This window comes from Xanthomonas sp. 3058 (assembly GCF_014199765.1).
GTDB classification, from domain to species: domain Bacteria; phylum Pseudomonadota; class Gammaproteobacteria; order Xanthomonadales; family Xanthomonadaceae; genus Xanthomonas; species Xanthomonas campestris_B.
Genome location: NZ_JACHOF010000023.1, coordinates 21,314 through 44,164, shown reverse-complemented (window position 1 = coordinate 44,164; position 22,851 = coordinate 21,314). Strand labels below are relative to the sequence as shown.

25 protein-coding genes are annotated in these 22,851 nt (G+C 64.9%); 14 read left to right on the top strand and 11 right to left on the bottom strand.

Annotation, left to right across the window (positions count from 1 at the left end):
- Positions 1 to 3: 3 nt before the first annotated feature.
- From ccmE to GGR61_RS18700, 10 genes are all read right to left on the bottom strand, one after another.
- Positions 4 to 474, bottom strand: a complete 471-nt coding sequence (ccmE, locus tag GGR61_RS18745; protein ID WP_184623258.1) for a cytochrome c maturation protein CcmE — start codon at positions 472 to 474, stop codon at positions 4 to 6.
- Positions 471 to 677, bottom strand: a complete 207-nt coding sequence (gene ccmD, locus GGR61_RS18740) for a heme exporter protein CcmD (RefSeq protein ID WP_184623256.1) — start codon at positions 675 to 677, stop codon at positions 471 to 473. The genes ccmE and ccmD overlap by 4 nt, the downstream gene beginning before the upstream one ends.
- On the bottom strand, positions 674 to 1,432 hold the full coding sequence (gene ccmC / locus GGR61_RS18735) for a heme ABC transporter permease CcmC (RefSeq protein ID WP_184409033.1): 759 nt from the start codon (positions 1,430 to 1,432) through the stop codon (positions 674 to 676). Before ccmC ends, ccmD begins: the two co-directional genes overlap by 4 nt.
- 10 nt (positions 1,433 to 1,442) lie before the next feature.
- Complete coding sequence (locus GGR61_RS18730; RefSeq protein ID WP_184623254.1) at positions 1,443 to 2,771, bottom strand: S8 family serine peptidase; 1,329 nt, start codon at positions 2,769 to 2,771, stop codon at positions 1,443 to 1,445.
- Positions 2,768 to 3,424 (bottom strand): zf-HC2 domain-containing protein, encoded by a 657-nt coding sequence (locus GGR61_RS18725; protein WP_184409035.1) that lies wholly within the window; start codon positions 3,422 to 3,424, stop codon positions 2,768 to 2,770. The genes GGR61_RS18730 and GGR61_RS18725 overlap by 4 nt, the downstream gene beginning before the upstream one ends.
- A complete protein-coding gene (locus GGR61_RS18720) occupies positions 3,421 to 4,002 on the bottom strand; it encodes a sigma-70 family RNA polymerase sigma factor (protein ID WP_184409036.1) in 582 nt (193 codons plus the stop codon). The genes GGR61_RS18725 and GGR61_RS18720 overlap by 4 nt, the downstream gene beginning before the upstream one ends.
- A 63-nt stretch (positions 4,003 to 4,065) precedes the next feature.
- Positions 4,066 to 4,788, bottom strand: a complete 723-nt coding sequence (locus GGR61_RS18715) for a hypothetical protein (protein WP_184409037.1) — start codon at positions 4,786 to 4,788, stop codon at positions 4,066 to 4,068.
- Positions 4,789 to 5,097: 309 nt separating this feature from the next.
- Positions 5,098 to 5,487: a c-type cytochrome gene (locus tag GGR61_RS18710; RefSeq protein WP_184409038.1), complete on the bottom strand. Its 390-nt coding sequence runs from the start codon at positions 5,485 to 5,487 to the stop codon at positions 5,098 to 5,100.
- A gap of 25 nt (positions 5,488 to 5,512) precedes the next feature.
- Positions 5,513 to 6,865, bottom strand: coding sequence for a cytochrome C (locus GGR61_RS18705; protein WP_184409039.1), 1,353 nt, complete (start codon positions 6,863 to 6,865; stop codon positions 5,513 to 5,515).
- A gap of 71 nt (positions 6,866 to 6,936) precedes the next feature.
- Complete coding sequence (locus GGR61_RS18700; RefSeq protein ID WP_260288721.1) at positions 6,937 to 7,446, bottom strand: cytochrome b/b6 domain-containing protein; 510 nt, start codon at positions 7,444 to 7,446, stop codon at positions 6,937 to 6,939.
- A 386-nt stretch (positions 7,447 to 7,832) separates the two neighbouring features.
- On the opposite strand from GGR61_RS18700, the gene GGR61_RS18695 reads away from it, so the two are divergent.
- The 14 genes from GGR61_RS18695 to GGR61_RS18630 all read left to right on the top strand — a co-directional run bounded on the left by GGR61_RS18695 (position 7,833) and on the right by GGR61_RS18630 (position 21,454).
- Entirely contained in the window at positions 7,833 to 8,270 is a 438-nt protein-coding gene (locus GGR61_RS18695; protein ID WP_184409041.1) for an FdtA/QdtA family cupin domain-containing protein, read from the top strand.
- The gene (locus GGR61_RS18690) at positions 8,267 to 8,938 is read left to right on the top strand and encodes an acetyltransferase (protein ID WP_184623252.1); all 672 of its coding nucleotides are present in this window, start codon (positions 8,267 to 8,269) and stop codon (positions 8,936 to 8,938) included. The genes GGR61_RS18695 and GGR61_RS18690 overlap by 4 nt, the downstream gene beginning before the upstream one ends.
- A 3-nt stretch (positions 8,939 to 8,941) precedes the next feature.
- Positions 8,942 to 9,895, top strand: coding sequence for a hypothetical protein (locus GGR61_RS18685; protein WP_184409043.1), 954 nt, complete (start codon positions 8,942 to 8,944; stop codon positions 9,893 to 9,895).
- Complete coding sequence (locus GGR61_RS18680; protein WP_184409044.1) at positions 9,882 to 10,814, top strand: GNAT family N-acetyltransferase; 933 nt, start codon at positions 9,882 to 9,884, stop codon at positions 10,812 to 10,814. The genes GGR61_RS18685 and GGR61_RS18680 overlap by 14 nt, the downstream gene beginning before the upstream one ends.
- Positions 10,814 to 11,926, top strand: a complete 1,113-nt coding sequence (locus GGR61_RS18675; protein WP_184623250.1) for a DegT/DnrJ/EryC1/StrS family aminotransferase — start codon at positions 10,814 to 10,816, stop codon at positions 11,924 to 11,926. Before GGR61_RS18680 ends, GGR61_RS18675 begins: the two co-directional genes overlap by 1 nt.
- The gene (locus tag GGR61_RS18670) at positions 11,923 to 13,176 is read left to right on the top strand and encodes an O-antigen translocase (protein ID WP_184623248.1); all 1,254 of its coding nucleotides are present in this window, start codon (positions 11,923 to 11,925) and stop codon (positions 13,174 to 13,176) included. The genes GGR61_RS18675 and GGR61_RS18670 overlap by 4 nt, the downstream gene beginning before the upstream one ends.
- The gene (locus GGR61_RS18665; protein ID WP_184623246.1) at positions 13,173 to 14,123 is read left to right on the top strand and encodes a glycosyltransferase; all 951 of its coding nucleotides are present in this window, start codon (positions 13,173 to 13,175) and stop codon (positions 14,121 to 14,123) included. The genes GGR61_RS18670 and GGR61_RS18665 overlap by 4 nt, the downstream gene beginning before the upstream one ends.
- Positions 14,120 to 15,253 (top strand): hypothetical protein, encoded by a 1,134-nt coding sequence (locus GGR61_RS18660; protein ID WP_184623244.1) that lies wholly within the window; start codon positions 14,120 to 14,122, stop codon positions 15,251 to 15,253. The genes GGR61_RS18665 and GGR61_RS18660 overlap by 4 nt, the downstream gene beginning before the upstream one ends.
- 45 nt (positions 15,254 to 15,298) lie before the next feature.
- Positions 15,299 to 16,150, top strand: a complete 852-nt coding sequence (locus GGR61_RS18655; RefSeq protein ID WP_184623242.1) for a Wzz/FepE/Etk N-terminal domain-containing protein — start codon at positions 15,299 to 15,301, stop codon at positions 16,148 to 16,150.
- Positions 16,151 to 16,307: 157 nt separating this feature from the next.
- Positions 16,308 to 17,150: a class I SAM-dependent methyltransferase gene (locus tag GGR61_RS18650; protein ID WP_184409050.1), complete on the top strand. Its 843-nt coding sequence runs from the start codon at positions 16,308 to 16,310 to the stop codon at positions 17,148 to 17,150.
- 12 nt (positions 17,151 to 17,162) lie between these two features.
- Positions 17,163 to 18,383 carry an amidohydrolase family protein gene (locus GGR61_RS18645; protein ID WP_184623241.1) on the top strand — a complete coding sequence of 407 codons (1,221 nt, stop codon included), beginning with the start codon at positions 17,163 to 17,165 and terminating at the stop codon, positions 18,381 to 18,383.
- Positions 18,380 to 19,078, top strand: a complete 699-nt coding sequence (locus tag GGR61_RS18640) for a class I SAM-dependent methyltransferase (protein WP_184623239.1) — start codon at positions 18,380 to 18,382, stop codon at positions 19,076 to 19,078. The genes GGR61_RS18645 and GGR61_RS18640 overlap by 4 nt, the downstream gene beginning before the upstream one ends.
- 136 nt (positions 19,079 to 19,214) lie before the next feature.
- Entirely contained in the window at positions 19,215 to 20,345 is a 1,131-nt protein-coding gene (locus tag GGR61_RS18635) for a glycosyltransferase family 4 protein (protein ID WP_184623237.1), read from the top strand.
- Positions 20,342 to 21,454 carry a glycosyltransferase family 4 protein gene (locus tag GGR61_RS18630; RefSeq protein WP_184623235.1) on the top strand — a complete coding sequence of 371 codons (1,113 nt, stop codon included), beginning with the start codon at positions 20,342 to 20,344 and terminating at the stop codon, positions 21,452 to 21,454. Before GGR61_RS18635 ends, GGR61_RS18630 begins: the two co-directional genes overlap by 4 nt.
- Positions 21,455 to 21,605: 151 nt before the next feature.
- On the opposite strand, the gene GGR61_RS18625 is transcribed toward GGR61_RS18630, so the two are convergent.
- Positions 21,606 to 22,820, bottom strand: coding sequence for a nucleotidyltransferase family protein (locus GGR61_RS18625; RefSeq protein WP_184623233.1), 1,215 nt, complete (start codon positions 22,818 to 22,820; stop codon positions 21,606 to 21,608).
- Positions 22,821 to 22,851: the final 31 nt, after the last annotated feature.

Here is a 22,851-nt window from a genome sequence, read left to right as displayed (position 1 = left end):
GCATCAACGCGGCGCCGGCAGCGGCACGGCGGCGGCGGGAATCGGCTTGCCGACATGGCCTTCGGCCATCGCCTCTTTCAGTTCCTTCGGCATATAGGTTTCGTCGTGCTTGGCCAGCACTTCGCTGGCGACAAAGCGCCCGCCCTGCATGCGCCCGTTGGCGATCACCGATTGGTTGTCGCGGAACAGGTCCGGAAGAATGCCGGTGTATTCGACCTGGGTGGCAGCGTGCTTGTCGATGACGGTGAAGTCGACTTTGAGGCTGTCGCTGGCGCGCCGGATCGAGCCGGCCTTGACCATGCCGCCGAGGCGGAACTGCTGATAGCTGGCCGCTTCGCCGGCATGTACCTGGCTGGGCGTGAACAGGTAGCTCATGTTCCGCTGTAGGGCGAGCACGATCAGCGTCACCGCCAGTGCCGCGGCAGCCAGCACTGCGAGCACCAGCCATAGACGTTGCTTGCGAGTGGCATTCATGGCGCGTCCCGCTCCAGTGCAGGTGCCGGTTGATCGCGCGTGCGACGCGGCGCCTGGCGTTGCAACTGGCCGCGCAATTCGCGCGGCAGACGGCGACGACGCACCCACGGCGAGATGAGGTCGGCCAGCAGCACCAGCACGAACAGCGCATAGGCGGTCCACACGTATTGGCCGTAGCCGCCCATGCTCAGGAAGCTGTTCATGCGGTGCGCTCCATCAACACGATGCGGCGGACCCAGTCCTTGCCGCTTTCCAGTGCCAGCAATTCCACCCGCACACGCCCGAACAGGCTGGCGAGGTAGTAGAACTTGGTGGCCAGCATCATCGTCAGCAGCGGCCACAGCATGTCCGCGCCCATCTTGGAAGGGCCGAGCAGGCGCACGGTAGAGCCTTGATGCAGCGTGTTCCACCACACCACCGAGTAATGCACGATGGGCAGATTGACCAGCCCCACCAGCGCGAGCAAGCCGGCCGCACGCATCGCCTGGCGGCGGTCTTCCACCGCGTAATACAGGCCAAGCACGCCCAGATACAGAAACAGCAGCAGCAACTCCGAGGTGAGCCGCGCGTCCCAGGTCCACCAGGTGCCCCACATCGGCTTGCCCCACAGCGAGCCGGTGCACAAGGTGATGAAGGTGAAGGCCGCGCCGATCGGCGCCGAGGCCATGGTCACCACTTCGGCCAGCTTGATCCGCCACACCAGCGCAATGAACGCTGAAACGCCCATCGCCGCGTAGATGAAAAGACTCATCCAGGCGCTGGGCACGTGGATGAAGATGATGCGGTAGGCATCGTGCTGCTGATAATCCGGCGGCGCCAACACCAGCCCGCCGTAAGCGGCCACCGCGCCGAGCAGCAAGGCCAGGCCTAGCGCCCACGGGCGCACGATCCCGGCGAAGCGGTAGAAGGTCGGCGGCGAGCTGAGTTGATGCAGCCACAAGGGAATCCACTTGGCCATGCCGGTGTCGTCAGTTGGAATGTTTGGCGTGCGAGGTCAGCGCGTCGACTGCTGCGCCGGCGTTCACCTGCAGCTGTCCTTCAGACATCTTGCTGGTGCGTTGCATCAGTTCGCGCAGGGCGGTCGCGTCCATCGACGGCGACAACGACAACAGCAACGCGGCCATGCCGCTGACATGGGCGGTGGCCATCGACGAGCCGGAGGTGAAGTCGTAGCGGCCGTTCGGCTGAGTGGTGAGAATGTCCTTGCCGGGCGCGCTCAGCACGCCGGGCATCGCGGCGGTCGCGCTGCTGCTGCGGACCACCAGCACGCCGGGGACGTCATTGGGAAAGCCATCCAGGCGCCCATTCGGCGGCATCGCGGCCACCACGATGCGGCCCTGCTGCACCAGATGGAGCAGCATTTTGCTCAGCAGCGGATCGGCCGGGCCACCCAGGCTCAGATTGATCACGCGCGCCGAGCTGTTGTTGATCGCCGCCAGCGCCTTGGCCAGGGTGAAGGTATTGCAGCGCGCAGTGGCACCGACAGTTGGCGCATACCAGCACGCCTTGTAGATGCTCAGCATGGCCTTGGGCGCCATGCCGACGATGCCTTGATGGTTGTTGCTGCCGGCAGCAATGATGCCGGCCACTTCGGTGCCGTGCGAATCGCTGCTGGTGGTGATCGAGCTGTCGTCGACCAGATCGTGCACGTCACGGATGCGCGATTTCAGATCCGGGTGAGTAGTGTCCACGCCGGTATCGACCACCGCCACCACCACGCCGCGGCCCTGGGTGACGGTCTGCGCGCTGGCCGCATCGGTGGCGATGAAGCCGCGTTGCATGTCCACGTACGGGTCGTTGTAGCCGGACAGCGAGGTGGTTTTTTCGGAGGCGTCGGCAGAAAACACCGAGAAATCCTGTACCGGTTGCACCAGCTCCACGCCTTCGTCGTCGGCCAGCGCGCTGACCAGCGCGTCGCGCGACACCCCCGGTGGCGGCTGCAGCACGGCGCAATACAAGCCCAGCGAGGTGATCGGCCAGCCGGAGACTTCGCGCAGCTTGTAGCGCTGTTTGATGGCTTCCATGCGTGCGGCGGCCTTCTGGCCGGCGCCGTAGTAGCTGGAGGCGTAGCCGATCAGGCTGGAGCCGGCGCGTGCCGGTGGTGCGGTGAGCGGGTTGGCCACCGCCAGCAGGATATCGCGGCTGCTATCGGGCGTATGCGCATCGGCCTGCGCCGGCGCGGTGCTGGGGGCGACAGTCTGCGTCGCGCCCTGCGGCACGCTTTGGGCGCGCCCATTGGCACAGGTGCCCATGCCGATGACGGCGGCGATCAACCCGAGTGCGAAGAAGCGACTCATGGTGCCGACACGATCTCGGCCAGGCGGATACGCGGGTTCGCACGCAGTTGCTGCACGGTCTGTTGCGGCTGGGCCGGCGGCTGCGGTGCGACAGGCACCACGGTGTAGGCGCCCATTTCGTTGGGGCCGCCGACCACCTGCAATTGCTGCACATGCAGCAGGCTGTCCCAGTCGGCCACGGTCATCTTGGCATCCGGCACCACGCGGATGGCGCCGTTCGGGACCGGCCAGGCGGTGGCGCTGCTGAGCGTATGGTAGTCGTGCGAGGGCGCAGGCGAGGCCAGTTTGACCCCCATGACGCCCAGGCCGATCGCCTGCACCAGGGCGGCAGCGGCCAGTGCGCGCACCGTCCAGCTGCCGGAGCGGGGTGCCGCCGGGACCGGCGCGGGGGCGGTCTGCTGTTCGGGCGTATCCAGGCGGCCGAGCAGGCGCAGCAGGCCGGCGTTGGCGTCCAGTTTGACTGCCGACGGCAGTGCCAGCGCCTGCCGCAGGCGGTTCTGCTGCGCGAATTCGGCGCTGCACGAGGCGCATTTGGCCACGTGCGCGATCAGCCAAGCGCTCTCTTCTTCGCTGGCGCTATCCAGCAATACCGCCGGCATCAGTTCCCAGGCGTGCGAGCATTCCTTGCCAGGCGCGATGAAAAACGTCTTCATTGCATGGTCTCCGTATAAGGTGCGTCGCCGGCCAGGCCGGGTAGCACATTGCGTAATTTGACCCGCGCATGGAACAGCCGGGCTTTGATGGTGCCGATCGGGCACTGCATGATTTCTGCGACTTCTTCGAGCTTGTGACCAACGCCGTAGACCAGTTCGATCACCATGCGCTGGTCCGGCGACAGCCGCTGCATGCCTTTGTCGAGCCAGTCGCGCAGTTCGCGGTCGTCGTTGTCGTCGGCGCTGGGGGCGTGGTCTTCGACCTCGGCGGTGTCGTCGATGGCTTCGCCGTCATGCTGGCGCAGGCATTTGAGCCCGCAGCGATAGGCGATGCCCATGATCCAGGTCGACACCTGCGAATCGCCGCGGAAGTCGCCGGCCTTCTGCCAGGCGATCCAGAAGCAGTCGTTGATGGTTTCTTCGATGATGTCCGGGCGGCGGGTCAGCCGCGACAGGAACCGGCACAGCCGGCCGTGGTAGCTGGTGTACATGCTTGCCAGGGCGGCACGATCGCCCGCGGCCATGCGCCGTAACAGCATGCGGTCGGTGGCATCACCCAGGTTATCGGAATCATTCATCGAGGCAGGCACGGCAGAAGACGCATGTCAGTGCCCGGGTGCGGGCAAAAGGTTGCAGGTGGATCAGAACGTGGTGGAGGCCGTGCCCAACCAGGTTGTTTCGCCGGGGCCACCCTGCATGCGCGGGGTGCCGCTGCTGGTGAGGATGCGTTCCAGCTTCAGCGTCCATCGTGCGCGGCTCCACTTCAGACCCAATTGCCCGTACTGATAGCGGCCGGACGCGGCGGAGCCGTAGGCCATCGCCGGAAAACGCGACGAACCGGCGCCGATCAGCAGGCTGATATCGTCGCGAAGCGGGAGACTGGCGGTGGCGTCGAAGGCCGCATTCCACGGCGACTGGTCCGCGCGGGGGAAGTTGAAGGTCGATAGCGAAACGGTCAGTACGTCGCGGTAGGACCAGGAGAGGCTGGCTTCCTGGCGGTCGAAGGTGCGTGTGGCCTGGTCGGTCGGGTAGCCGTAATACAGCAGGCTGGCCTGCATCTGCCAGCGGTCGCCCAGCATCCAGGCGCGTGCGGCCTGGACGGTGACTGCCACCGGCTTGCTCAGCGAGGGCGATTGCAGCGCGAGCGAGGTCGAGACCGACCAGCCGGGCGCAGGCAGCCAGTAGCCGGCCGCCTGCAGCGTGACCTTGTTGGGCGCGATGGAAATGCCGCGGTCGATCAGTTGCGAGGTCACCGCCACCGCGCCGCCGACATTCTCGGCCATGGCAGCGGCAGGGCTGACGATCAGGCCCAGCAACAGGCAGTGCCGCAGTGCGGCGTGGCGCCTGGCGGCGTGCTGACACATGCAACGCCGCCAGGCGCTGGCCGCTGCGTACTGGCGTCGCCGCAGCGACAGGCCCGGGATGTTCCATAGCTGCCCGCCGCAGGTGCAACGACGCCGCGTTCGGAAGGGGGATGTCCTGGCAAGCGAAACGGTGGGCAACGGATCGGCATCTACGGTGAGCGGGGCGCAATATTGCCTGATTGCATCGGGCAGACCGCCGCGAGCACGGCGGTTTTGTTCATATTCGCGAAGGAGTCGCTGCCGGCAATGCGGCTTGCGCGATCCCTTCCTGCGCGCTGGTTGCCTCGGATGCCGCCGGCCAGGCAACCCTCAGTGCAGTGTGTTGAGGTAGGCGATCAGTGCGTCGAGTTCTTTCTGATCCTCCAGGCCTTCGTACTTCATCTTGGTCCCCGGCAAGGCCTTGGACGAGGACTGCGACAGATAGGCCTTGAGCTTGTCGGGCGTCCATTGCCACTTGCTGCCCTTGAGCGCATCGGAATAGTTGCTGTAGTCCGCCAGGCTGGCGGCCGGGCGGCCGGTCACCCCGAACAGGGACGGGCCTTTCTTGTTCTTGCCCTGGGCGGCGCTGTGGCATTCGGCGCATTCGGTCATGAAAACGCTTTTTCCGTCGCCTGCACGTGCGCTCGGGGAAACCAGTGCGCCGGCCAGCAGCAGGCCGGCCAGCGGGGCGCACAACAGGGTGTTGCGAAGTGACTTCATGGGGGTCCTTACGTGTGCGGGGGAATCAGAACGCGACATTGACCGATAGCGCGAAGCTGTCGAGATCGCGCGGATTGGTGATCGGATTACCGCCACCGAACACATTGGTCGTGCTGCCGTTGAACTTGTCAAAGCGGAACCAGGTGGCCGCGAAACGCACGTTGGCGTTGGTGGTGTAGGTGCCTTCCTTACCGAACGGGGTCCAGTACAGCAGGATCAGATTGGCGGTGGTGTCGGGGATGCCGTAGGGCAGATAACGCGCCCCATCGAACGAGCCGCTGTTGATCAAGTGCGCTGCGAGCACCCCGTAGGTCTGCTTGAACGCGTAGTTCATGCTGATGTTCTGGTCGCGCACACTGCCGCGGTCGCGCGGGGACATGCTCGGATCGATCGGCAGCAGCGGGCTGCCGTATTTGCGGCGCTCGTAAATGTTGACGTAGGCCAGCGACAGCACGTGCTCGCGGGTGCCGAGAAACTGATAGGTCAGGTCGTAGCCCAGGTCGGTGAAGTCGTCGCTGGGTCCGCCGCTGCGCAGGCGTTGGCGACGGCTGGTCATCGCGGTCAGGCCGGCCGAGAAGAACTGCCGCTTCATGTCCTTCATATAGGCAAAGCGGGCGTAGCCGGTGTCGCTGAGCTTGCCCGGGTCGTTGTTGGGGTTCCAGCCCAGGTGGTCCTGAGCATCGGCGGACAATGCGCTGTAGCTGCCGACTTCGCCGTACCAGTTGCGGTCGAACAGACCGTACACGCTGGCGCCGATCACGCGGTTGGACAGCGCCGACGAACTCAACATGCTGGCCGAACCGGCATTGGAGACCGGGCTCAGGGTCGATGCATTCGGCAGCACATGGATCGGATCGGAAATGCCGGGGTTGTTATTGATGCTGACGCCCACCATGGCGTCCTTGCCGGCCAGCTGGAACGGCGTGCTGACGAAACGCAGATCCACATCGTCCAACTGGGTGTTGAAGTTGTCGTTGCCGCCGTTGTTGGAGCGGATCTTGGAGTAACCGCCGATATGGTCGTTGACCCGGCCGGCCAGATACAGATCGCCTTCGTTGACGCGTGCGCTGCTGTCGCCGCGGCTGGGATTGCGCCGCGTCCAGGTGACCTGGCCGGAGACCGGGATCTTGGTGCCGTTGCCGTCGGTATCGGTAAAGCCGCCGAGTTTGAAGCGCATGCCGTACGGCGTGAGCGAGGGGCCATAGGAACCGACATGGCAATCCGCGCACGACGAGCCGGTCTGGCGCGCGAACGCGGGAATCGCCTGCGCCTGCGTGCTGGCCAACAGCAACAACGGGCCGGACACGCACAACAAGGACGTCAGGGAGGCGGCACGCGTGGCGGCAACGCGACGCGGAGCGGGCTGGGAAGTAGGCATGGAAAGTCCTTGTTCGACGGTACGGGGTTCGGGGCTGCGGGAGCGGGGGATGGCTGGAAATTCAGCGGAGTTCATCGGGATTTTTTCGGTAGCACGCGATGCAGCAAGCCATCGCCAAGCACCAGGTGATGCCAGAGCGCGGCGCCGATATGCAGGATCACCAGGGCCAGCAAGACCCAGGCGGCATTCAAGTGCCAGGTGCTCAAGGTGTCGGCCAGGTCCTCGTCCGGCGCGACCAGATTCGGTAGCGTCAATCCAAACAGGTGGACCGGTTTGTCATAGGCGTTGCTCAACGACCAGCCGATCAGCGGCAACGCGACCATCAGGCCGTACAGCGCAAAATGGGTGGCGCCTGCAGCCAGCCGCATGATCAGCGGCGACGGCGGGCCGGGCGGCAGCTTGCGCAGCCGGAGGCGCAGGCCCACGCGCAGGACGAAGAGAAAGAGCACCATCAAACCGAAGTGGCGATGGCCTTCCATCAGCCACTGTCGCAATGCGCGTCCTTCCAGTTCGGCGCGCAGCAAAATCAGTGTGGCGGCCATGACCAGGCACAGCACCGTCAGCCAGTGCAGCACGCGCATCGATTTGGGAAGTGGAATGACCTGCGCAACCGGCGGCGCTGTGGACCTGTCGGTGGCGACGGTGTCGGGTGTCTGGTGGGATGAACGCATTTGGTCGGTGTGCTCTGGTGCTGATCGTTGGTTCCGGCAGTGCCTCGTGCGCTGCCAGGCCTGGCTCCCCACGCCGGCCGATCTGCGGCCAGGTGAACGTGCACCGATATGTGCGGGCAAGCCGGTAAAAGGTTGCATCGCCTTGCGGGGATTGCGCCGCAATCAGTGCGCATCCGCGTCTGTTGCGCATGCGCGTACATGGGTTCGCAGTGCCGTGACCTGGTGCAACCTTTCACGCATCCCGCTGCACTCAGGCATGTCGCACTACGTGCAGTCAGCGGTTACGCCCCCGGATCATGGCCATCGAACGCATCCAGTTGCATACCCACGGTGACGATCGCGGTCTGCTCATTTCGTTGGAGCAGCAACGCAACGTCCCGTTCGAGATACGGCGGGTGTATTACCTGTTTGGTACCCGCGATGGCGTGCATCGTGGCCAGCACGCGCACCGACAGCTCAATCAACTCGCCGTCGCCTTGTGTGGCTCGGTGACGATCCTGCTGGACAGAGGCGACGGCAATGGCCAGGAAGAAGTGGTGCTGGACGATCCTTCGCAAGGCCTGCTGCTCGGCCGCATGGTGTGGCGCGACCTGTACCGCTTCAGCGCAGACTGCGTGTTGATGGTGCTGGCCGACCAGTTCTACGACCCGGCCGATTACATTCTGGATTACGACGAGTTTGTCAGCGAAGTGCGCGGTGAAAGCCGCCTGGACGCACGCAGGCTGGAAGCATGAGCGTGCATAAGCCACTGGTGATCATCGGGGGCGGCGAGTTTGCGCAGATCGCCTGCGAGTATTTTCAGCACGATAGCGATTACACCGTGGTCGCCTTCAGTGTGGAGCGCGACTTTCTGCGGCAGCACACGCTGGCCGAGTTGCCGGTGGTGGCCTTCGAAGACCTCGAACAGCACTATCCACCCGGGCAGTACGAGGTCTTCGTGGCGATTCCGGCCACGCAGCTCAACCGCCTGCGTACACGCTTCTTCCAAGACATGCTGCGCCGCGGTTATCGCTGTGCCAGCTATGTCAGCACGCGCGCGTTCGTCTGGCGCAATGCGCAGATCGGTGCCAACTGTTTCATCTTCGAAGGCAATGTCATCCAGCCGTTCACCCGTGTCGGCGACAACTGCATTTTGTGGAGCGGCAACCACATCGGTCATCGCACCGTGGTGCAGGACAACGTGTTCATCGCCTCGCACGCGGTGATTTCCGGCTATTGCGAGATCGGGCGCGGTAGCTTCATCGGCGTCAATGCCACGCTCAGCGACAAGGTGCGCATCGCCGCAGACAACGTCATCGGCGCCGGCGCGCTGGTCACCCGGGATACCGAGGCCGAGCGCGTGTATGTGGGCTCGCCGGCGCGTGCGGTGGCCGGCAGATCCAGTTTCGACGTGGAGCTCTGACGCATGTTCGCCTGGACCAAGCGGGGACTGGTGTTCGATGTCGCGCGCGATGGCGTGGGCGGCTGGATGCAGCATGCCGCGCTGACGCCGACGCCGCACCGCGTGTCTGCGCAGGTGTTGCGTGTGTATGCGGGTTTTCGCGATGCGCAGGGTGTGAGCCGGATCGGGTATGTGGACGTGCGCGCCGATGCACCGACCCAGGTCGCCGGTGTCAGCAAGCAGCCGGTGCTGGACATCGGTCGCGATGGCTGCTTCGACGACAATGGCATGATTCTGGGCGATGTCGTGGCCGGGCCGGATGGCCTGTACATGTTCTATGTCGGCTTTCAGCGCGTGGCCAAGGCCAAGTTCCTGGCTTTCACCGGGCTTGCGGTCTCCCGCGATGGTGGAGAGAGCTTTCAGCGCCGGCAGGACACGCCATTGCTGGATCGTGCCCCCGGTCGCAGCACGATCGCGGCGGTGCATTCGGCGCGCTATGAAGATGGCCGTTGGCGGCTGTGGTACGCGGTGGGCGACGATTGGGAAACCATTGGCGGCCAACCGTACCCGCGCTACCACATCCGTTACACGGAGACCGACGACCTACGCTGCATCCCCATCGATGACGTGGTGTGCCTGCGTCCACGCGATGATGAATATCGCATCGGCCGCCCGCGCGTGTATCGCCTGGGCGATCGCTACCTGATGTATTTCACCCGTGGCGACACGCACGGTGGCTACTTCCCCGGGATCGCCTTCAGTGACGATGGTTTGCAGTGGGAGCGCGACGACACCCGGCTGGGCTTGCAGCTCTCCGAGCATGGCTGGGATGCGCAGACCTTGTGCTACCCGGCGTTGATCCAGCAGCACGATCGCGTGCTCATGTTCTACAACGGCAATGCCATGGGCCAGGCCGGCTTTGGCCTGGCCGACGCCGCGCTGCCGTCGGACCTGCAGGGGCGTCATGTTTTCGGTTAGGTCGTATGCCCCCAGCGATGCGCCGGCGTGGGATGCGTTGGTGACGACCTCGCGCAACGGCAACCTTTTGCATCGGCGTGGCTACATGGACTATCACGCCGACCGCTTCGTGGATGCATCGTTGCTGGTCGAACGTGGTGGCGAGGTAGTGGCGGTGTTTCCGGCCAGCGTGCAGGGCGATTGCGTCAGCAGCCATGCCGGGCTGACCTATGCGGGCTTGCTGTCGTCGTCTGCCTTGCGTGCCGGTGCCACCTTGCAGGTGTTTGAACAGATTGCCGCGCACTACCGCGCGCGCGATGTGCGCGAGATCGTTTACAAGCCGGTGCCGCATGTGTTTCATGCGTACCCGGCCGAAGAAGACCTGTATGCATTGCATCGCCTGGGTGCGCAGCTGTACCGGCGCGACCTGTCGTCGGTGATTGCGCTGCGCGAGCCCTTCGCGTTCAGCGCCGAGCGTCGACGTTCGCTGGTCAAAGCGCGCAAGGTAGGGATGCAGATCCTGCGCGGCACACGGCTCGATGCGTTTCATGCCTTGCTAACCCAGGTGCTGCAGCGGCATGGCGTGGCGCCGACCCATCGGCTGGATGAACTGGAACTACTGCAACGCCGGTTTCCGCAGCACATCGTGCTGCATGAAGCGCGCGCTGAGGGGCAGCTGGTGGCTGCAGCGCTGGTCCTGGATTTCGGTCGCAGCGTGCACACCCAGTACCTGGCGGTTTCCGAGCGCGGCCGCCAGCTGGATGCACTGAGCCTGCTGCTGTCCGAGCTGATCACCACGGTATATGCGCAGCGCCATTACTTCAGTTTCGGCATCTCCACCGAGCAGGGCGGGCAGGTGCTCAACGACGGCCTGGTCGAACAAAAAGAACGCTTCGGCGCACGTGCCGTGGTGCAGGATTTCTATCGGTGGACCTTGTAATGGATGTACCGTTTCTGGACCTGCGTGCAGTCAATGCGCGCTACGCGGATGAACTGAAAGTGGCTGCCGCGCGGGTGATCGACGCCGGCTGGTATGTGCTCGGACAGGAACTGGCCGCGTTCGAAGAAGAATTCGCCAGCTACTGCGGTGCTGCGCATGCGGTGGGGGTAGGCAACGGCCTGGATGCGTTGTCGCTGATCCTGCGCGGTTACCGCGAGTTGGGCGTGTTGCGCGAGGGCGATGAAATCATCGTGCCGGCCAACACCTTCATTGCGACCTTTCTGGCGATCAGCCAGAACCATCTGGTGCTGGTGCCGGTTGAGCCGGATCCGCTGACCTTCAACATGGAGCCGGCCAGCGTTGAAAAGGCGATCGGCCCGCGCACGCGCGCCATCATGGCAGTGCATTTGTATGGGCAGTTGGCCGACATGGCCGCATTGCAAACGCTCGCGCATCGCTACGGGTTGCTGCTGATCGAAGATGCGGCGCAGGCGCATGGCGCAAGCATGCATGGGCGACGTGCCGGTGCCTTCGGCGATGCGGCGGCGTTTAGTTTCTTTCCGACCAAGAACCTTGGCGCACTGGGCGATGGCGGTGCGGTGGTGACCTCGGATCCGCAGCTGGCCGGGCGCGTTCGCGCGCTGCGCAATTATGGGTCCGAGATGAAGTATCACCACATCTGCCAGGGGGTGAACTCCCGGCTGGACGAAATGCAGGCCGCCTTCCTGCGGGTCAAACTGTGCTATCTGGAAGACGAGATAGTGCGGCGACGCAGTGTGGCGCAGCGCTATCTGCAAGGCATCGACCATCCCTTGATCACGCTGCCCACGGTGGTCTCCGCGGAGCGGCATGTCTGGCATCTGTTCGTGGTGCGCAGCCCGCAGCGCGATGCCCTGCAGGCGCATTTGCTGCGCCAGGGCATCCACACCCAGATCCATTACCCGGTGCCGCCGCATCGGCAGCCGGCCTATACCACGCTGGGCGATACCTGCCTGCCGGTGAGCGAGCGCCTGCACCAGGAAGTGCTGAGTCTGCCGATGGGCCCCGCACTGGACGACGCGTCTGTGGCGCATGTGATTGCCGCATGCCAAGCGTTCGGCACCGCTGCATGAATCTTGTGCGCAGCAGCGCGTACACCGGCGTTGCCACGCTGGCCAAGCTGCTGGCGGCGCTGGTGGTGGTCAAGCTGGTGGCGGTGTACGCCGGCCCGCAAGGGGTCGGCCGGCTTGGCCAGTTCCTCAATCTGATGTCGGTAATGGCGGTACTGGCGGGCGGCGGGATCAGCGCCGGTATCGTCAAATACGTGGCCGAGTATCGCGACGACGCCCCGGCGCTCGCACGTTTGCTCAGCGCAGCGCTGTGGTACGCCTTCTGCGCGGCCTGCGTGATGGCGGTGCTGGCCCTGCTGTTCAGTGGTGTCATCGCCGAGCGCCTGCTGGGCGATGTGGCGTATCGGCCGCTGATCTGCGTGCTGGCGATCGCGCAGTTGGGCATTGCCCTGGTCAATTACATCCTGGCGGTGATCAACGGCTTTATGGATGTTCGCCGTCTGGCGTTCGTGCAGGTCAGTGGCGCGGTATTGAGCGTTGCATTGGTTGCGTGGCTCTCCAGTCAGGGGCAGTTGCAAGGCGCGTTGCTGGCGCTGGTGCTGGGCCAGGTGCTGTGGTTGTTGGCCGGCGTGCCGGCACTGCGGCACAGTCCGTACTTTCGGCGCGACATGGTGCGCTTGCGCTTCGACGCACCGATGACGCGCAAGCTGGCCGCGTTCTCGGCGATGACGCTGACCTCCACGCTGGTGCCGCAGTTGGTGGTCATTCTCGTGCGCGACCATCTGGCGTTGCAGTTCGGATGGCAGCAGGTGGGGTACTGGCAGGCGGTCAGCCGGGTGTCGGATGCGTATCTGCTGTTCTTCGTCACCGCCATCAACGTGTATTACCTGCCCAAGTTGGCGTCGTTGCAGGATCGGGCGGCCCTCGGGCGTGAGTTGCGGGCGGCGTATCGTTATGTGATGCCGGCCGTGATCGTGATGGCGCTGGGCGTGTACATGCTCCGCGATTGGGTCACCTGGCTGCTGTTCGATGCGCGATTTGTTGCTGCAGCACCGCTGTACGGCCCGCAGTTGCTGGGCGACGTGGTCAAGATCGCAGCGTTCGTGCTGTCGTACGTGATGCTGGCCAAGGCGATGACGCGGTTGTTCGTCATTTCCGAGTGCGTGTTCGCTGCCAGTTATCTGGCGCTGGTGTATCTGTTCACTGCGCAGTTCGGGCTGATCGGGGCGATGTACGCTTTTGTCGCCAACTACGTGTTGTATCTGCTGTTCAACATCGTGGTGGTGCGTCGCTATCTGGTGCTCACGCCATGAGCGATCCCATGCAAGCCAGTGGACGCGCGAGCTGGCCGCTGGTCTCGGTGCTGATTCCGGCCTTCAACCATGCGCAGTTCGTGCAACGGTGTCTGGACAGCGTGTTGGAAGACCCGTACCCGTGCAAGGAGATCGTCATCATCGACGACGGCTCCAGCGACGCCACGGGCGAAAAGATCGCACAGTGGATTGCAATCCATGGACACCGGCTGCCGGTGCAGTTCGTGCAACGCGACAATCGTGGTGTGGCGGCTACGCTCAACGAACTGGTGCTGCGCGCGCGCGGTGACTACCTGCGGCTTGGCGCGAGCGATGATTATCTGTTGGCCGGCGGGTTGGATGCGCAGGTGCGTTACTTGCGCGTACATCCGCAAAAGCTGGCGGTGATTGGCGATGCCCGGGTGGTCGACCAGCAGGGGAAGATGCTGCACGGCAGCGCCATGCGCGATCTGCATCGGGTCAATACCGATGCGTACCGCTCCGAGTCCGGCATCCGCCGCGCGGTGATCCAGCAGTGGGCGGTCAGTGGTGCGGTGGCCTTGCTACGCCGCAGTGCCTTCGATGCGCGCACCGGCTGGGACGAGTCGCTGCGGATCGAAGACTGGGATTTTTTCCTGCGCCTGGCCGCACGCAACGCGCTTGGTTTCGTCGACGTGCCGGTATGTGCCTACCGGTTGCATGGCAACAACCTCAGCAAGACCGTGAACGTGCCCGCGCGTATCGCCAATCTCAGCGAGTCGCGTCAGGTGGCGCTACGTTGTGCAGACCTGTTCGAAGAGCCCGAGCGCAGCTTGCTGCGCGCGCAGTCGCGCTACATCGCGGCCAAAGTGGCATTTCTGCAACGCCGGCCGCATGCGCTGATCGGCCACTTGCTCGCCTATGGCTGGTTGTCGCTGCCCGCCAGGTGGTGCCACAGGCACGCGCGCTCTGCGGTGGAGCCTGCATGAGTACGCTCTTGCGCCGGCCGGCGACCTATCTCGCACTGCCGATGCTGCTCAGCTGTGCGCTGACACTGCTGACCTATACGCTGCCCGGCCATTATCTGGAAGGCATTGCGCTGCTGGCCGTTGCCGCTGCTGCGACCTTGCTGCTGGATACCATGCTGCGCACCCAACTGCCTGCGGTGCAGCGCTTTCGCAGCTATCGCTATGCCGGTACCCGCGATGCATTTGTGGTGATGGCGCTGGCGGCCGTGGTGACGCTGTTCTGCATCGTGGATGTCGCGCTGTTTCCGATTCCGTTGTTCAGCGATCCATCCTCGTATGCGACCTTGAGTCCGTTGCGTTCGCACGTTCGGCACATCTCCAACATGTGCTGGATCCTGCCGCCGGTCGCGCTGCTTTGCGTGCGGCACCGCGGGCTGCGCGCGGCGATGGTGGTGCTGGGATTTGTGTTCCCGATCGTGGTGATCGACCGCAACCGCATCTTCGCTGGGCTATTTTCTTTCGTGCTGGTGATGCTGCTGCGCCGTGATCCTGCGCGCCGCTTGCCGTGGAAGACCATTGGCTTGCTGGTGCTGGCCGGTGGCGGGGTGTTTTCGATTCTCGGTGCACTGCGTTCCGGCTCGCTGGCGACAGTCACCTTGCCGTTCGGTGCGTTTTATCGCGCCATGCCGCAGGGCGTGCAGTGGCTGCTGCTGTATATCAGCGCCGGGCCGTACAACTTCGGCGCGATCCTGGCCAAGGGCTACGTCAACGCCAGTTTTCTGGTCAATCAGCTGGTGCCCTTCAGTGGGTCGATCGCCACCGCCGGCACCAGCATTCCGCTGGATGCGCCCAACATCAACGTGGGCACCGAATTCTTTCCGTTTCTGATGGCCTGGGGCGCGCCGGGTGCGCTGACCGCGCTGCTGGCGTTGTATTCGGGCCTGCTGTGGAGCGTGCGCTTGCTCAACGCCTCGCTGTCGATCTTCCATGTGCTGATCTTCCTGCGCATCGCCTACGCCTGCCTGATGGCGCCGTTCGCGCCACAGGCCTTCACCTGGACCAACTTCGGTTTCATCGCGCTGTGTCTGGTGTTGCATGCCTGCACGGTGCTGTTGCCCAGCCGCAATGCGGCACCTCCCGTTGCTGCGTAGTGCGCGGCAGCTTGATTTTTCACCACGTTCCAGAGCCGGTGCACCATGAATCAACACGACGACATCTATCTGATCGACCTCTGGCGCATCCTGCGGCGCGAATGGCGCTGGGCGCTGGCCGGGCTGGTGATCGTGCTAGGCCTGACGTTCGCTTTCACCCGGCTGGCCAAGCCGCAGTGGGAGGGCACCGCGTGGATCCAGGTCGGCGAAATCGGTCCAACGCCGGCCGGACGCGATCCCAAGGTCGAACCGTTCCAACGCGTGATCGATCGCATGAAGACACGGCTGTTTCAGGATGCAGTGCTGCGTCAGGCCGGTGTACCGCTCAACAGCCGCGCTGCGCAGCTGTATCGCGGTAGCCTTAAACCGGATCCTGACCCATACGCGAATCTGATCGGCGTGACCATTCGCGCCGAGTCGCCCGGGCAGGCGCGCAAGCTGGCGATGGCCACCGTGACCGCACTGCAGATGCTGCACGGCGACACCAATGCGGTTGCATTGGAACTCGCACGCACGCGCTTGCGAGGCTTGAATGAAGACCTGCGTGCGGCACTCAGTACCCAGGCGCAACTTCAGCGGCAATTGCAGGCCGGGCAGGGTGCCACTGCGGCGACGCCTGCCCAGGTATTGGCGGGTGTGTTGCTGACCGACAGCAACACCACCATCCGCGCGTTGAAAGCCGAGCGTGACGATCTCAACGCGCGCCTCACCACGCGCTACACCTATCAAACCTCGTTGGCGTGGCCGCTGTATGTGCCCGATCGCCAGGCCTTTCCGAATGCGATCACCGCCTGGGCTGTCGGCTTGCTCGCTGGCGCCGGATTGGGCGTGCTCGCGGCGGCGTTACGCAACGCATGGCGACGTCGCACGGTTGCGGTCACGGGCGCTGCCGCCTGAACGCGGCGGTAGCTGCTTTCAGGTTGCAGATCGCTCACCACGCTGCAACCAAAGCCGCTGCGCGTGGCACTCACCAGACAATCAAGCGGTGCCGCGTTGGCGGTGTTGCGTCTGGAGAGTGTCGTGAGAATAGCTGCACTGGTGGGGGAGGCTGCGCATGTCGATGGTCAATGAGCATGCGGCGCGTGGCGGCACGGTCGCCCCGGAGCGGTTGCTGGAAACACAACGTGCCTTCGATAGCGTCGCCCCCGACTACGACGGCCCGCGCGGCAACAACGCGCTGATCCAGCGCATGCGCACCACGCTGTGGGACACGGTTGCGGCCGAGCTGCCGGCCGGCTCGCGATTGGTGGATCTGGGGTGCGGCACCGGTCTGGATGCCGGCGAGTTCGCGCGCCGCGGCTATAGCGTGCTGGCCACCGACTGGTCGCCGGCCATGGTCGAACGCACCCGCCATCGCGCGGCTACGCAAGGTCTGGAAGCACGCCTGACCGCCGCGCACGTGGGCATCCAGCAGCTCGACCAGCTGGAGGGCACCTTCGACGGCATGTACTCCAACTTCGGCCCGCTCAATTGCGCGCCGGATCTGCCGGCAGTGGCTGCGGAGTGCGCGCGTCTGCTGCGCGCCGATGGCTGCCTGGTATTTTCGGTGATCGGTCGCATCTGCCCGTGGGAAATCGGCCATTACACATTGCGCGGTCGCTTCAAGCGCGCAGCGGTGCGTGCCGCGCGCGGAGTCACCGCAGTGGGCATGAACGGCCATACCATCTGGACCTGGTACCACCTGCCGCGCGAGTTCTATCGCGCCTTCAACAAGCACTTCGTGCTGGACAGCTACCGCGCCTTGAGCCTGTTCCTGCCGCCGCCTTATCTGGTCGAGTTCTGCGAGCGCTATCCGCGTCTGTCGGCAAAATTGGGCTGGTGCGACGACCGTCTGGGCGGGCTGCCACTGCTGCGCGACATGGGCGACCACTTCCTGATCGTGATGCGCAAGCGCTGAGTGGAGACGCCGATGTCAATGGCCGATGTCTGTTTGCAGGGCACCCGCGCAATCACCCTCGCAGGCCCCTCGCGCGCCGCAGTGACAATACGCGCAGGCCGTTTCGGCGGCACGCTCGGCACCGGTAGCCTGCGGCTGGATTTGCAGGGCCATGTGTTGGCGCCCGGGCTGATCAACGCGCATGACCATCTGCAGGTCAATTGCGTGCCGCCACTGCCGCAAGGCGCACCGTTCGCCAACAGCTACGAATGGATCGAGGCGTTTCAGGCGCATTTTCAGCATCCCGAGGTGGCGGCCGCATTGCGCGTGCCCAAGACGGTGCGCTTGCGTCACGGCGGGTTGAAGAATCTGCTGGCCGGCGTCACCTGCGTGGCGCAGCACGATCCTTGGCACGCGACCCTGGACGCGGCGAATTTTCCGGTCGGCTTGCTGCGTGAGTTCGGCTGGAGCTACGCGCTGGGCTGGACCGGTTACGGCCCACCGGTGCAGGGCAGCTTTGCCGCGACCTCGCCTGAACACCCCTGGATGATCCATCTGGCCGAAGGCACCGATGCGGTGGCGGGGGCCGAACTGGACGAGCTGGATCGGCTCGGTTGCCTGGCGTCCAACAGCGTGCTGATCCATGGCGTGGGCATGGGCGAGCGCGATATCGAACGGGTGATCGCGCGCGGCGCGGCGGTGGTCTGGTGTCCTTCGAGCAATCTGGCGCTGCTGGGCCGCACGCTGGATCCGTGGCGGTTGTGCATGGCCGGGCGCCTGGCATTGGGAAACGATTCGCGCATCAGCGGCGCACGCGACCTGCTGGAAGAACTGCGCATTGCCGCCGACAGCGGGCTCGCACCGGATCTGCTGCTGGGCATGGTCACGCAGCAATCCGCGCGCATCCTGCGCATGCAAGCGCGCGGATGCATCGCCCCAGGCGCTGCCGCGGACCTGGTGATCGTGCGCGATCGCGGTGGCGACCCTGCCGCCAGCGTTGTCGGTTGCCAACGGAGTGCGCTGCGCGCAGTGATCCGCGATGGCGCCCCGCGCATCGCCGACCCGGATTTTGCCGAATGGTTCGACGCCGCAGGTATCCAGACCGTGCCAGTGCTGCTGGACGGCCGCCCCAAACTGCTCGACGCCAGCTTGGCCGATCCTGCGGTGCTGGCACTGGAACCGGGCCTGCAGCGCGTGTCGCAGGCAACGCAAGCGCCATCCATCACGATGGCCGCCAATGGTGCGGTGTCGTGAACGCGGTACCGACACTCGAACCGGTAGCAGCGTATGCGTTATGGGCACAGGCGTATCCGCCGCACGCGCATAACCCGGTGATGCTGGCCGAAGAACGCGCCATGCTCGCGCTGATGCCCGGCACCTTGCAGGGCCAACATGTGCTGGATGCCGGCTGCGGCAGTGGTCGCTACATGCTGCATGCGTTGCGGCGTGGCGCGTTGCATGTCACCGGCGTGGATCTGTCGCCGCAGATGCTGCAACGCGCCGGCGCCGAACTCATGCACGATTGGCCAGCGGCACGCGTGAGTCTGCAACAAGGCAGTCTCGATCAATTGCCGCTGCCTGATGCACTCGCCGATCTCAGCGTCTGCGCTTTGGTGGTTGGGCATCTGCAACAGCTCTGGCCGGCGCTGGAAGAACTGCATCGGGTTACCCGCGTGGGCGGTCTCGTACTGTGCAGCGATGTGCACCCGATCGGCCATGCACTGGGCTGGCGGCGTGATTTCAAGGCCGACGGCCAGCATTACGCAGTGCGGCATACCCAGCATCTCTACAGTGACTGGCATGCCGCCTGCGCGTCGCTGGGCCTGGTGATCGAAGCGGTCGCCGAACCGATGCTGGACCCGGCCGATATTCCCCCCGGCGCTCGCTTCGATCAGGCTGCGTTGCAGGTACCGGTCGCCTTGGTGCTGCGGCTGCGGCGCATCGCGTGAGTGACGTGGTTTTCATGGCGATGCCGGATTACAGCGGGTCTGCGGCCTGCAGGCGCTGCGCTCGGGGTGGCATGCGCTGCCCGAAAGACTGCGCCACCGGCATTGCAGAGCGTGCATGCCAGCGGCTGTCTGCGCCATGAGCCTGCATGTGGCGCAGCTCAATCTGGTGCCGACGCCCGATGGTTGGAGCGTGGAACAGGTCTTCGCACAGTGGCCATCGCTGGCCGATATCGCCGAGGCGGTGACCAGCGCAGGGGTACGGGTGACGGTGATCCAGTCCTGCGCACTGAACACTCGACTCACACGCCAGGGTGTGGACTACCGCTTCGTCGCATTGGGCGAACGTGGTAGCACCCTGCGTGCACGCCGTCTTGCGGCCATGCTGCGCGAGATCGACGCCGACGTGATCCATGTGCACGGCCTGGAATTTGCCGGTGATGCACGCCGGCTTGCGCGCCTGTTGCCGCAGATTCCCATCCTGTTGCAGGACCATGCCAATCGCCCGCCACGCTGGTGGCGCCGGATCGTCTGGCGTGCGCGCTACGCGGCGGCTGCCGGCATCGCGTTCACGTCACTGGAACTGGCCGAGCCATTTCGACGCGCGCGGCTGTTTCGATCCAGCACGCAGCTGTTTGCGATTCCCGAATCGAGCAGCCGCTTCTTCACCGGCGATCGCCTGCAGGCACGCGAGCAGACACGTCTGTCTGGCGACCCGTGTGTGTTGTGGGTCGGCCATCTGAGCGCTGCCAAGGATCCGCTATGCGTGCTCGATGCCATCGCCATGGCGGCGCCCCTGTTACCCGGGCTGCGGCTATGGTGCGTGTTTGACCAGGCACCGTTGATGGAGCAGGTACAACAGCGCCTGCGCGTAGATGCGCATCTGGCGGACCGTGTCCAGCTGCTGGGCAAGTTTGCGCATGCGCGTGTGGAAACCTTGCTGCGCGCCGCAGACCTGTTCGTCTCTGCCAGCCATGCGGAAAGTTGTGGTTATGCCGCACTGGAGGCCTACGCCTGCGGCACCTTGCCGCTGTTGACCGATATTCCGGCTTTCCGTGCGCTCAGCGATGCCGGTGCGGTCGGCGAGTTGTGGCCGGTGGGCGATGCCTCGGCCCTGGCGGAAGTACTGCTACGTGTCTCGCGCCAGCGCCCCAATCGCGCGCAGGTGCGCGCGCATTTCGATGCGCGGCTGTCCTTTGCCGCAGTGGGACAACGCTGGGCAAGCGCTTACAACCAATTGCTGGCCGCCGTGCCTGGACGAACCGCATGAAACTGGCCTTGGTGGTACCGGGTGGCGTGGACCGCAGCGGCGAAGTTCGTGTGATCCCGGTGTTCCTGACCCTGATCGAATGGCTGGCGCGCAGTCACCAGGTGCATGTCTTTGTGCTGCATCAGGAGCCGATGCCCGGCACCTGGACATTGCGCGGCGCCACCATCCATAACATCGGCGCGCAACGCACTAGGTTGCGTGCAATCAATGCCATTCGTAAGGAGCATCGGCGCGCACCGTTCGACCTCATCCAGGCGATCTTTTCCGGCCACTGCAGCTTGATCGCGGTGGCCGCTGCCAAGCTGTTACGACGCCCAAGCGTGGTGCATATCGCCGGTGGCGAGCTGGTCGCATTGCATGCCATCGGCTACGGTGGCCGGCGCCGTTTGCGTGGCCGTCTGCGCGAAGCGGTGATCCTGCGCCTGGCCGATTGCGTCACGGCCGCCAGTGCGCCGATCGTCGATTCGCTAACAGCACTCGGCATCCGTGCGCAGCGGGTGCCCCTGGGGGTGGATCTGCGGGCCTGGCCTGCGTCCGCGCCGCGCGCGCGCACCGGCGAGGTCGCACGGTTGCTGCACGTGGCCAGTCTCAATCCGGTCAAGGACCAGACCACCTTGCTGCAGGCCATGGCGGCGCTCAAACGCGCCGATGTTGCCTTTAGCCTGGACGTGGTCGGCGTCGATACCCTGGATGGCGCCATGCAGCGCCTGGTGCAACAGCTTGGGCTGAGCGAGCAGGTGCGCTTTCTCGGGTTCAAGACCCAGCGTGAGTTGCGCCCGATCATGCAATCGGCCGATCTGCTGGTGCTTTCCTCTCTGCACGAAGCCGGGCCGCTGGTGCTGCTGGAAGCAGCGGTCACGGGTGTTCCGACCGTGGGCACTGCCGTGGGGCATCTGGTCGAGTGGGCGCCGATCTGTGCACTGGCGGTGCCGCCTGGCGACTGGGCCGGATTGGCCGAAGCCGTCCGTCAGGTGGTGGCCGACGACGAACTGCGCTTGCGCCTGGCCTGGGCCGCGCAGTGCCGTGCGGTACGTGAGGACGCGGCGTTGACCACGCGTCTGTTCGAAAAGCTCTATCGCCAACTATGCGAGCAGCGTCCGCTGCACTGAGTGCGCAGCCCGGAGCAAGACAGCGATTACGCGCCTCGACAGCGCGCAAGCACGCCTTGCATCAACCGACAGCGCTCGGCAAAAATCGTGCGATGCAGATCGCAACGTCACCGCAAACCCACCCAGGACGTGGTGCAAGCCATCTGCTGTCTCACACCGGCTGCAGATATCCATCCAGCGCCGCACGCACCACATACAACATGTCGGTGCGCGGCACCGGCCGGGTCAGGCGCGTCATCAGTCGGCGTGCCTGGGTCTGCCGCACCCACGGTTGCCCTTGAAGCCACAGTTGTGTTTGCAGCATGTCCGCACGTTCCTTGCGGCTCTCCGCCGATGGCGCAACGCGATTGTGCAGATACTGCCGCGCCTCGCTCAGCGACCGCGACCATTCGATGCCGGGTAGTGCCGGCAACCACAGGTTGGAGCATGAGGCCGTGGTCAAGGTCTGGCTGGCCGCACGCATGCGCAGCAAGCGCGGGCAATCGGCGTGCAGGCGCGCCATCACCGCCGCCGGCACCACGCTGCGGTAGTAGCGTTGCAGCAGCAGCAGCGGCGGCAATGCCCACCACGGCGACACGCGCGAGTCTTCCCACAAGTGGTCCCAGTCGCGCTGCCCCATGCGTGTGGCAAGCAGCGCAAGATCGTGCAGATGCATCAGCCGGATGCTGCGATGGCAAATGCCACCGGCGGCGTGCAGCAGCAGATGCAACATCAACGCACCGATGGACGGGTAGGAGTTCAAGCCAGGCTGCGGGCGCTCCGGCAGGATATGTGATGTGATGTCCACGCTGTGGACCGGCAGGCGTTCCTGGATCCGCGTATGCAGCTCGATATTGATCGGCGCATCACGGTGCTCGCCCAGCCCCGCAACTGCTTCGCCGTGTATCGGCTTGAAGACCTGGTGCTTCCATTGTTCGAACGAGGCCACATAGCCGAGGTCGCACAGCAGTGCAGCAGCGGCGGGCGCATCCTCCGGCGTCACCAGCAGATCGATATCGGCCATCGGGCGGTCGCCCGGTAGATAGACGCCAAGCCGATGCAGCGCGGTGCCTTTGAGCCCGACCAAGGCGATCCCAGCCGCACGCGCTGCGGCATCGATGCGCGTGAGCAGGATGGCGATACGCCGATGGCGGTCTTCGACATGCCGGCGTTGCTCGCTCAGAAACCTTGTCCAATCCGGGTTCTGCCACAGCGAGCGACGCTGCAGCAGCGGCGACACGCCATGCGCAGCGGCCGCGGCGGCCGCCAGCTGCCATTGCAGCCGATCCCACTGCGGCACCGCTTGGCCCGGCTGCGCCAATTCCTGGGCCAGCCGTTCGGTGGCCGTGCGCAGGCCGTGCTTGATGGTGCGAAGGGAGTGCTGCATGCGGGCGTGATCCGAAAAGACGAGGTGGGGT

Bases quoted from the DNA above. Each gene is read 5' to 3' on its own strand.
- ccmE (WP_184623258.1), bottom strand. From the start codon at position 474: ATGAATGCCACTCGCAAGCAACGTCTATGGCTGGTGCTCGCAGTGCTG.
- ccmD (WP_184623256.1), bottom strand. From the start codon at position 677: ATGAACAGCTTCCTGAGCATGGGCGGCTACGGCCAATACGTGTGGACC.
- ccmC (WP_184409033.1), bottom strand. From the start codon at position 1,432: ATGGCCAAGTGGATTCCCTTGTGGCTGCATCAACTCAGCTCGCCGCCG.
- GGR61_RS18730 (WP_184623254.1), bottom strand. From the start codon at position 2,771: ATGAGTCGCTTCTTCGCACTCGGGTTGATCGCCGCCGTCATCGGCATG.
- GGR61_RS18725 (WP_184409035.1), bottom strand. From the start codon at position 3,424: ATGAAGACGTTTTTCATCGCGCCTGGCAAGGAATGCTCGCACGCCTGG.
- GGR61_RS18720 (WP_184409036.1), bottom strand. From the start codon at position 4,002: ATGAATGATTCCGATAACCTGGGTGATGCCACCGACCGCATGCTGTTA.
- GGR61_RS18715 (WP_184409037.1), bottom strand. From the start codon at position 4,788: ATGTGTCAGCACGCCGCCAGGCGCCACGCCGCACTGCGGCACTGCCTG.
- GGR61_RS18710 (WP_184409038.1), bottom strand. From the start codon at position 5,487: ATGAAGTCACTTCGCAACACCCTGTTGTGCGCCCCGCTGGCCGGCCTG.
- GGR61_RS18705 (WP_184409039.1), bottom strand. From the start codon at position 6,865: ATGCCTACTTCCCAGCCCGCTCCGCGTCGCGTTGCCGCCACGCGTGCC.
- GGR61_RS18700 (WP_260288721.1), bottom strand. From the start codon at position 7,446: ATGCGCGTGCTGCACTGGCTGACGGTGCTGTGCCTGGTCATGGCCGCC.
- GGR61_RS18695 (WP_184409041.1), top strand. From the start codon at position 7,833: ATGGCCATCGAACGCATCCAGTTGCATACCCACGGTGACGATCGCGGT.
- GGR61_RS18690 (WP_184623252.1), top strand. From the start codon at position 8,267: ATGAGCGTGCATAAGCCACTGGTGATCATCGGGGGCGGCGAGTTTGCG.
- GGR61_RS18685 (WP_184409043.1), top strand. From the start codon at position 8,942: ATGTTCGCCTGGACCAAGCGGGGACTGGTGTTCGATGTCGCGCGCGAT.
- GGR61_RS18680 (WP_184409044.1), top strand. From the start codon at position 9,882: ATGTTTTCGGTTAGGTCGTATGCCCCCAGCGATGCGCCGGCGTGGGAT.
- GGR61_RS18675 (WP_184623250.1), top strand. From the start codon at position 10,814: ATGGATGTACCGTTTCTGGACCTGCGTGCAGTCAATGCGCGCTACGCG.
- GGR61_RS18670 (WP_184623248.1), top strand. From the start codon at position 11,923: ATGAATCTTGTGCGCAGCAGCGCGTACACCGGCGTTGCCACGCTGGCC.
- GGR61_RS18665 (WP_184623246.1), top strand. From the start codon at position 13,173: ATGAGCGATCCCATGCAAGCCAGTGGACGCGCGAGCTGGCCGCTGGTC.
- GGR61_RS18660 (WP_184623244.1), top strand. From the start codon at position 14,120: ATGAGTACGCTCTTGCGCCGGCCGGCGACCTATCTCGCACTGCCGATG.
- GGR61_RS18655 (WP_184623242.1), top strand. From the start codon at position 15,299: ATGAATCAACACGACGACATCTATCTGATCGACCTCTGGCGCATCCTG.
- GGR61_RS18650 (WP_184409050.1), top strand. From the start codon at position 16,308: ATGTCGATGGTCAATGAGCATGCGGCGCGTGGCGGCACGGTCGCCCCG.
- GGR61_RS18645 (WP_184623241.1), top strand. From the start codon at position 17,163: ATGTCAATGGCCGATGTCTGTTTGCAGGGCACCCGCGCAATCACCCTC.
- GGR61_RS18635 (WP_184623237.1), top strand. From the start codon at position 19,215: ATGAGCCTGCATGTGGCGCAGCTCAATCTGGTGCCGACGCCCGATGGT.
- GGR61_RS18630 (WP_184623235.1), top strand. From the start codon at position 20,342: ATGAAACTGGCCTTGGTGGTACCGGGTGGCGTGGACCGCAGCGGCGAA.
- GGR61_RS18625 (WP_184623233.1), bottom strand. From the start codon at position 22,820: ATGCAGCACTCCCTTCGCACCATCAAGCACGGCCTGCGCACGGCCACC.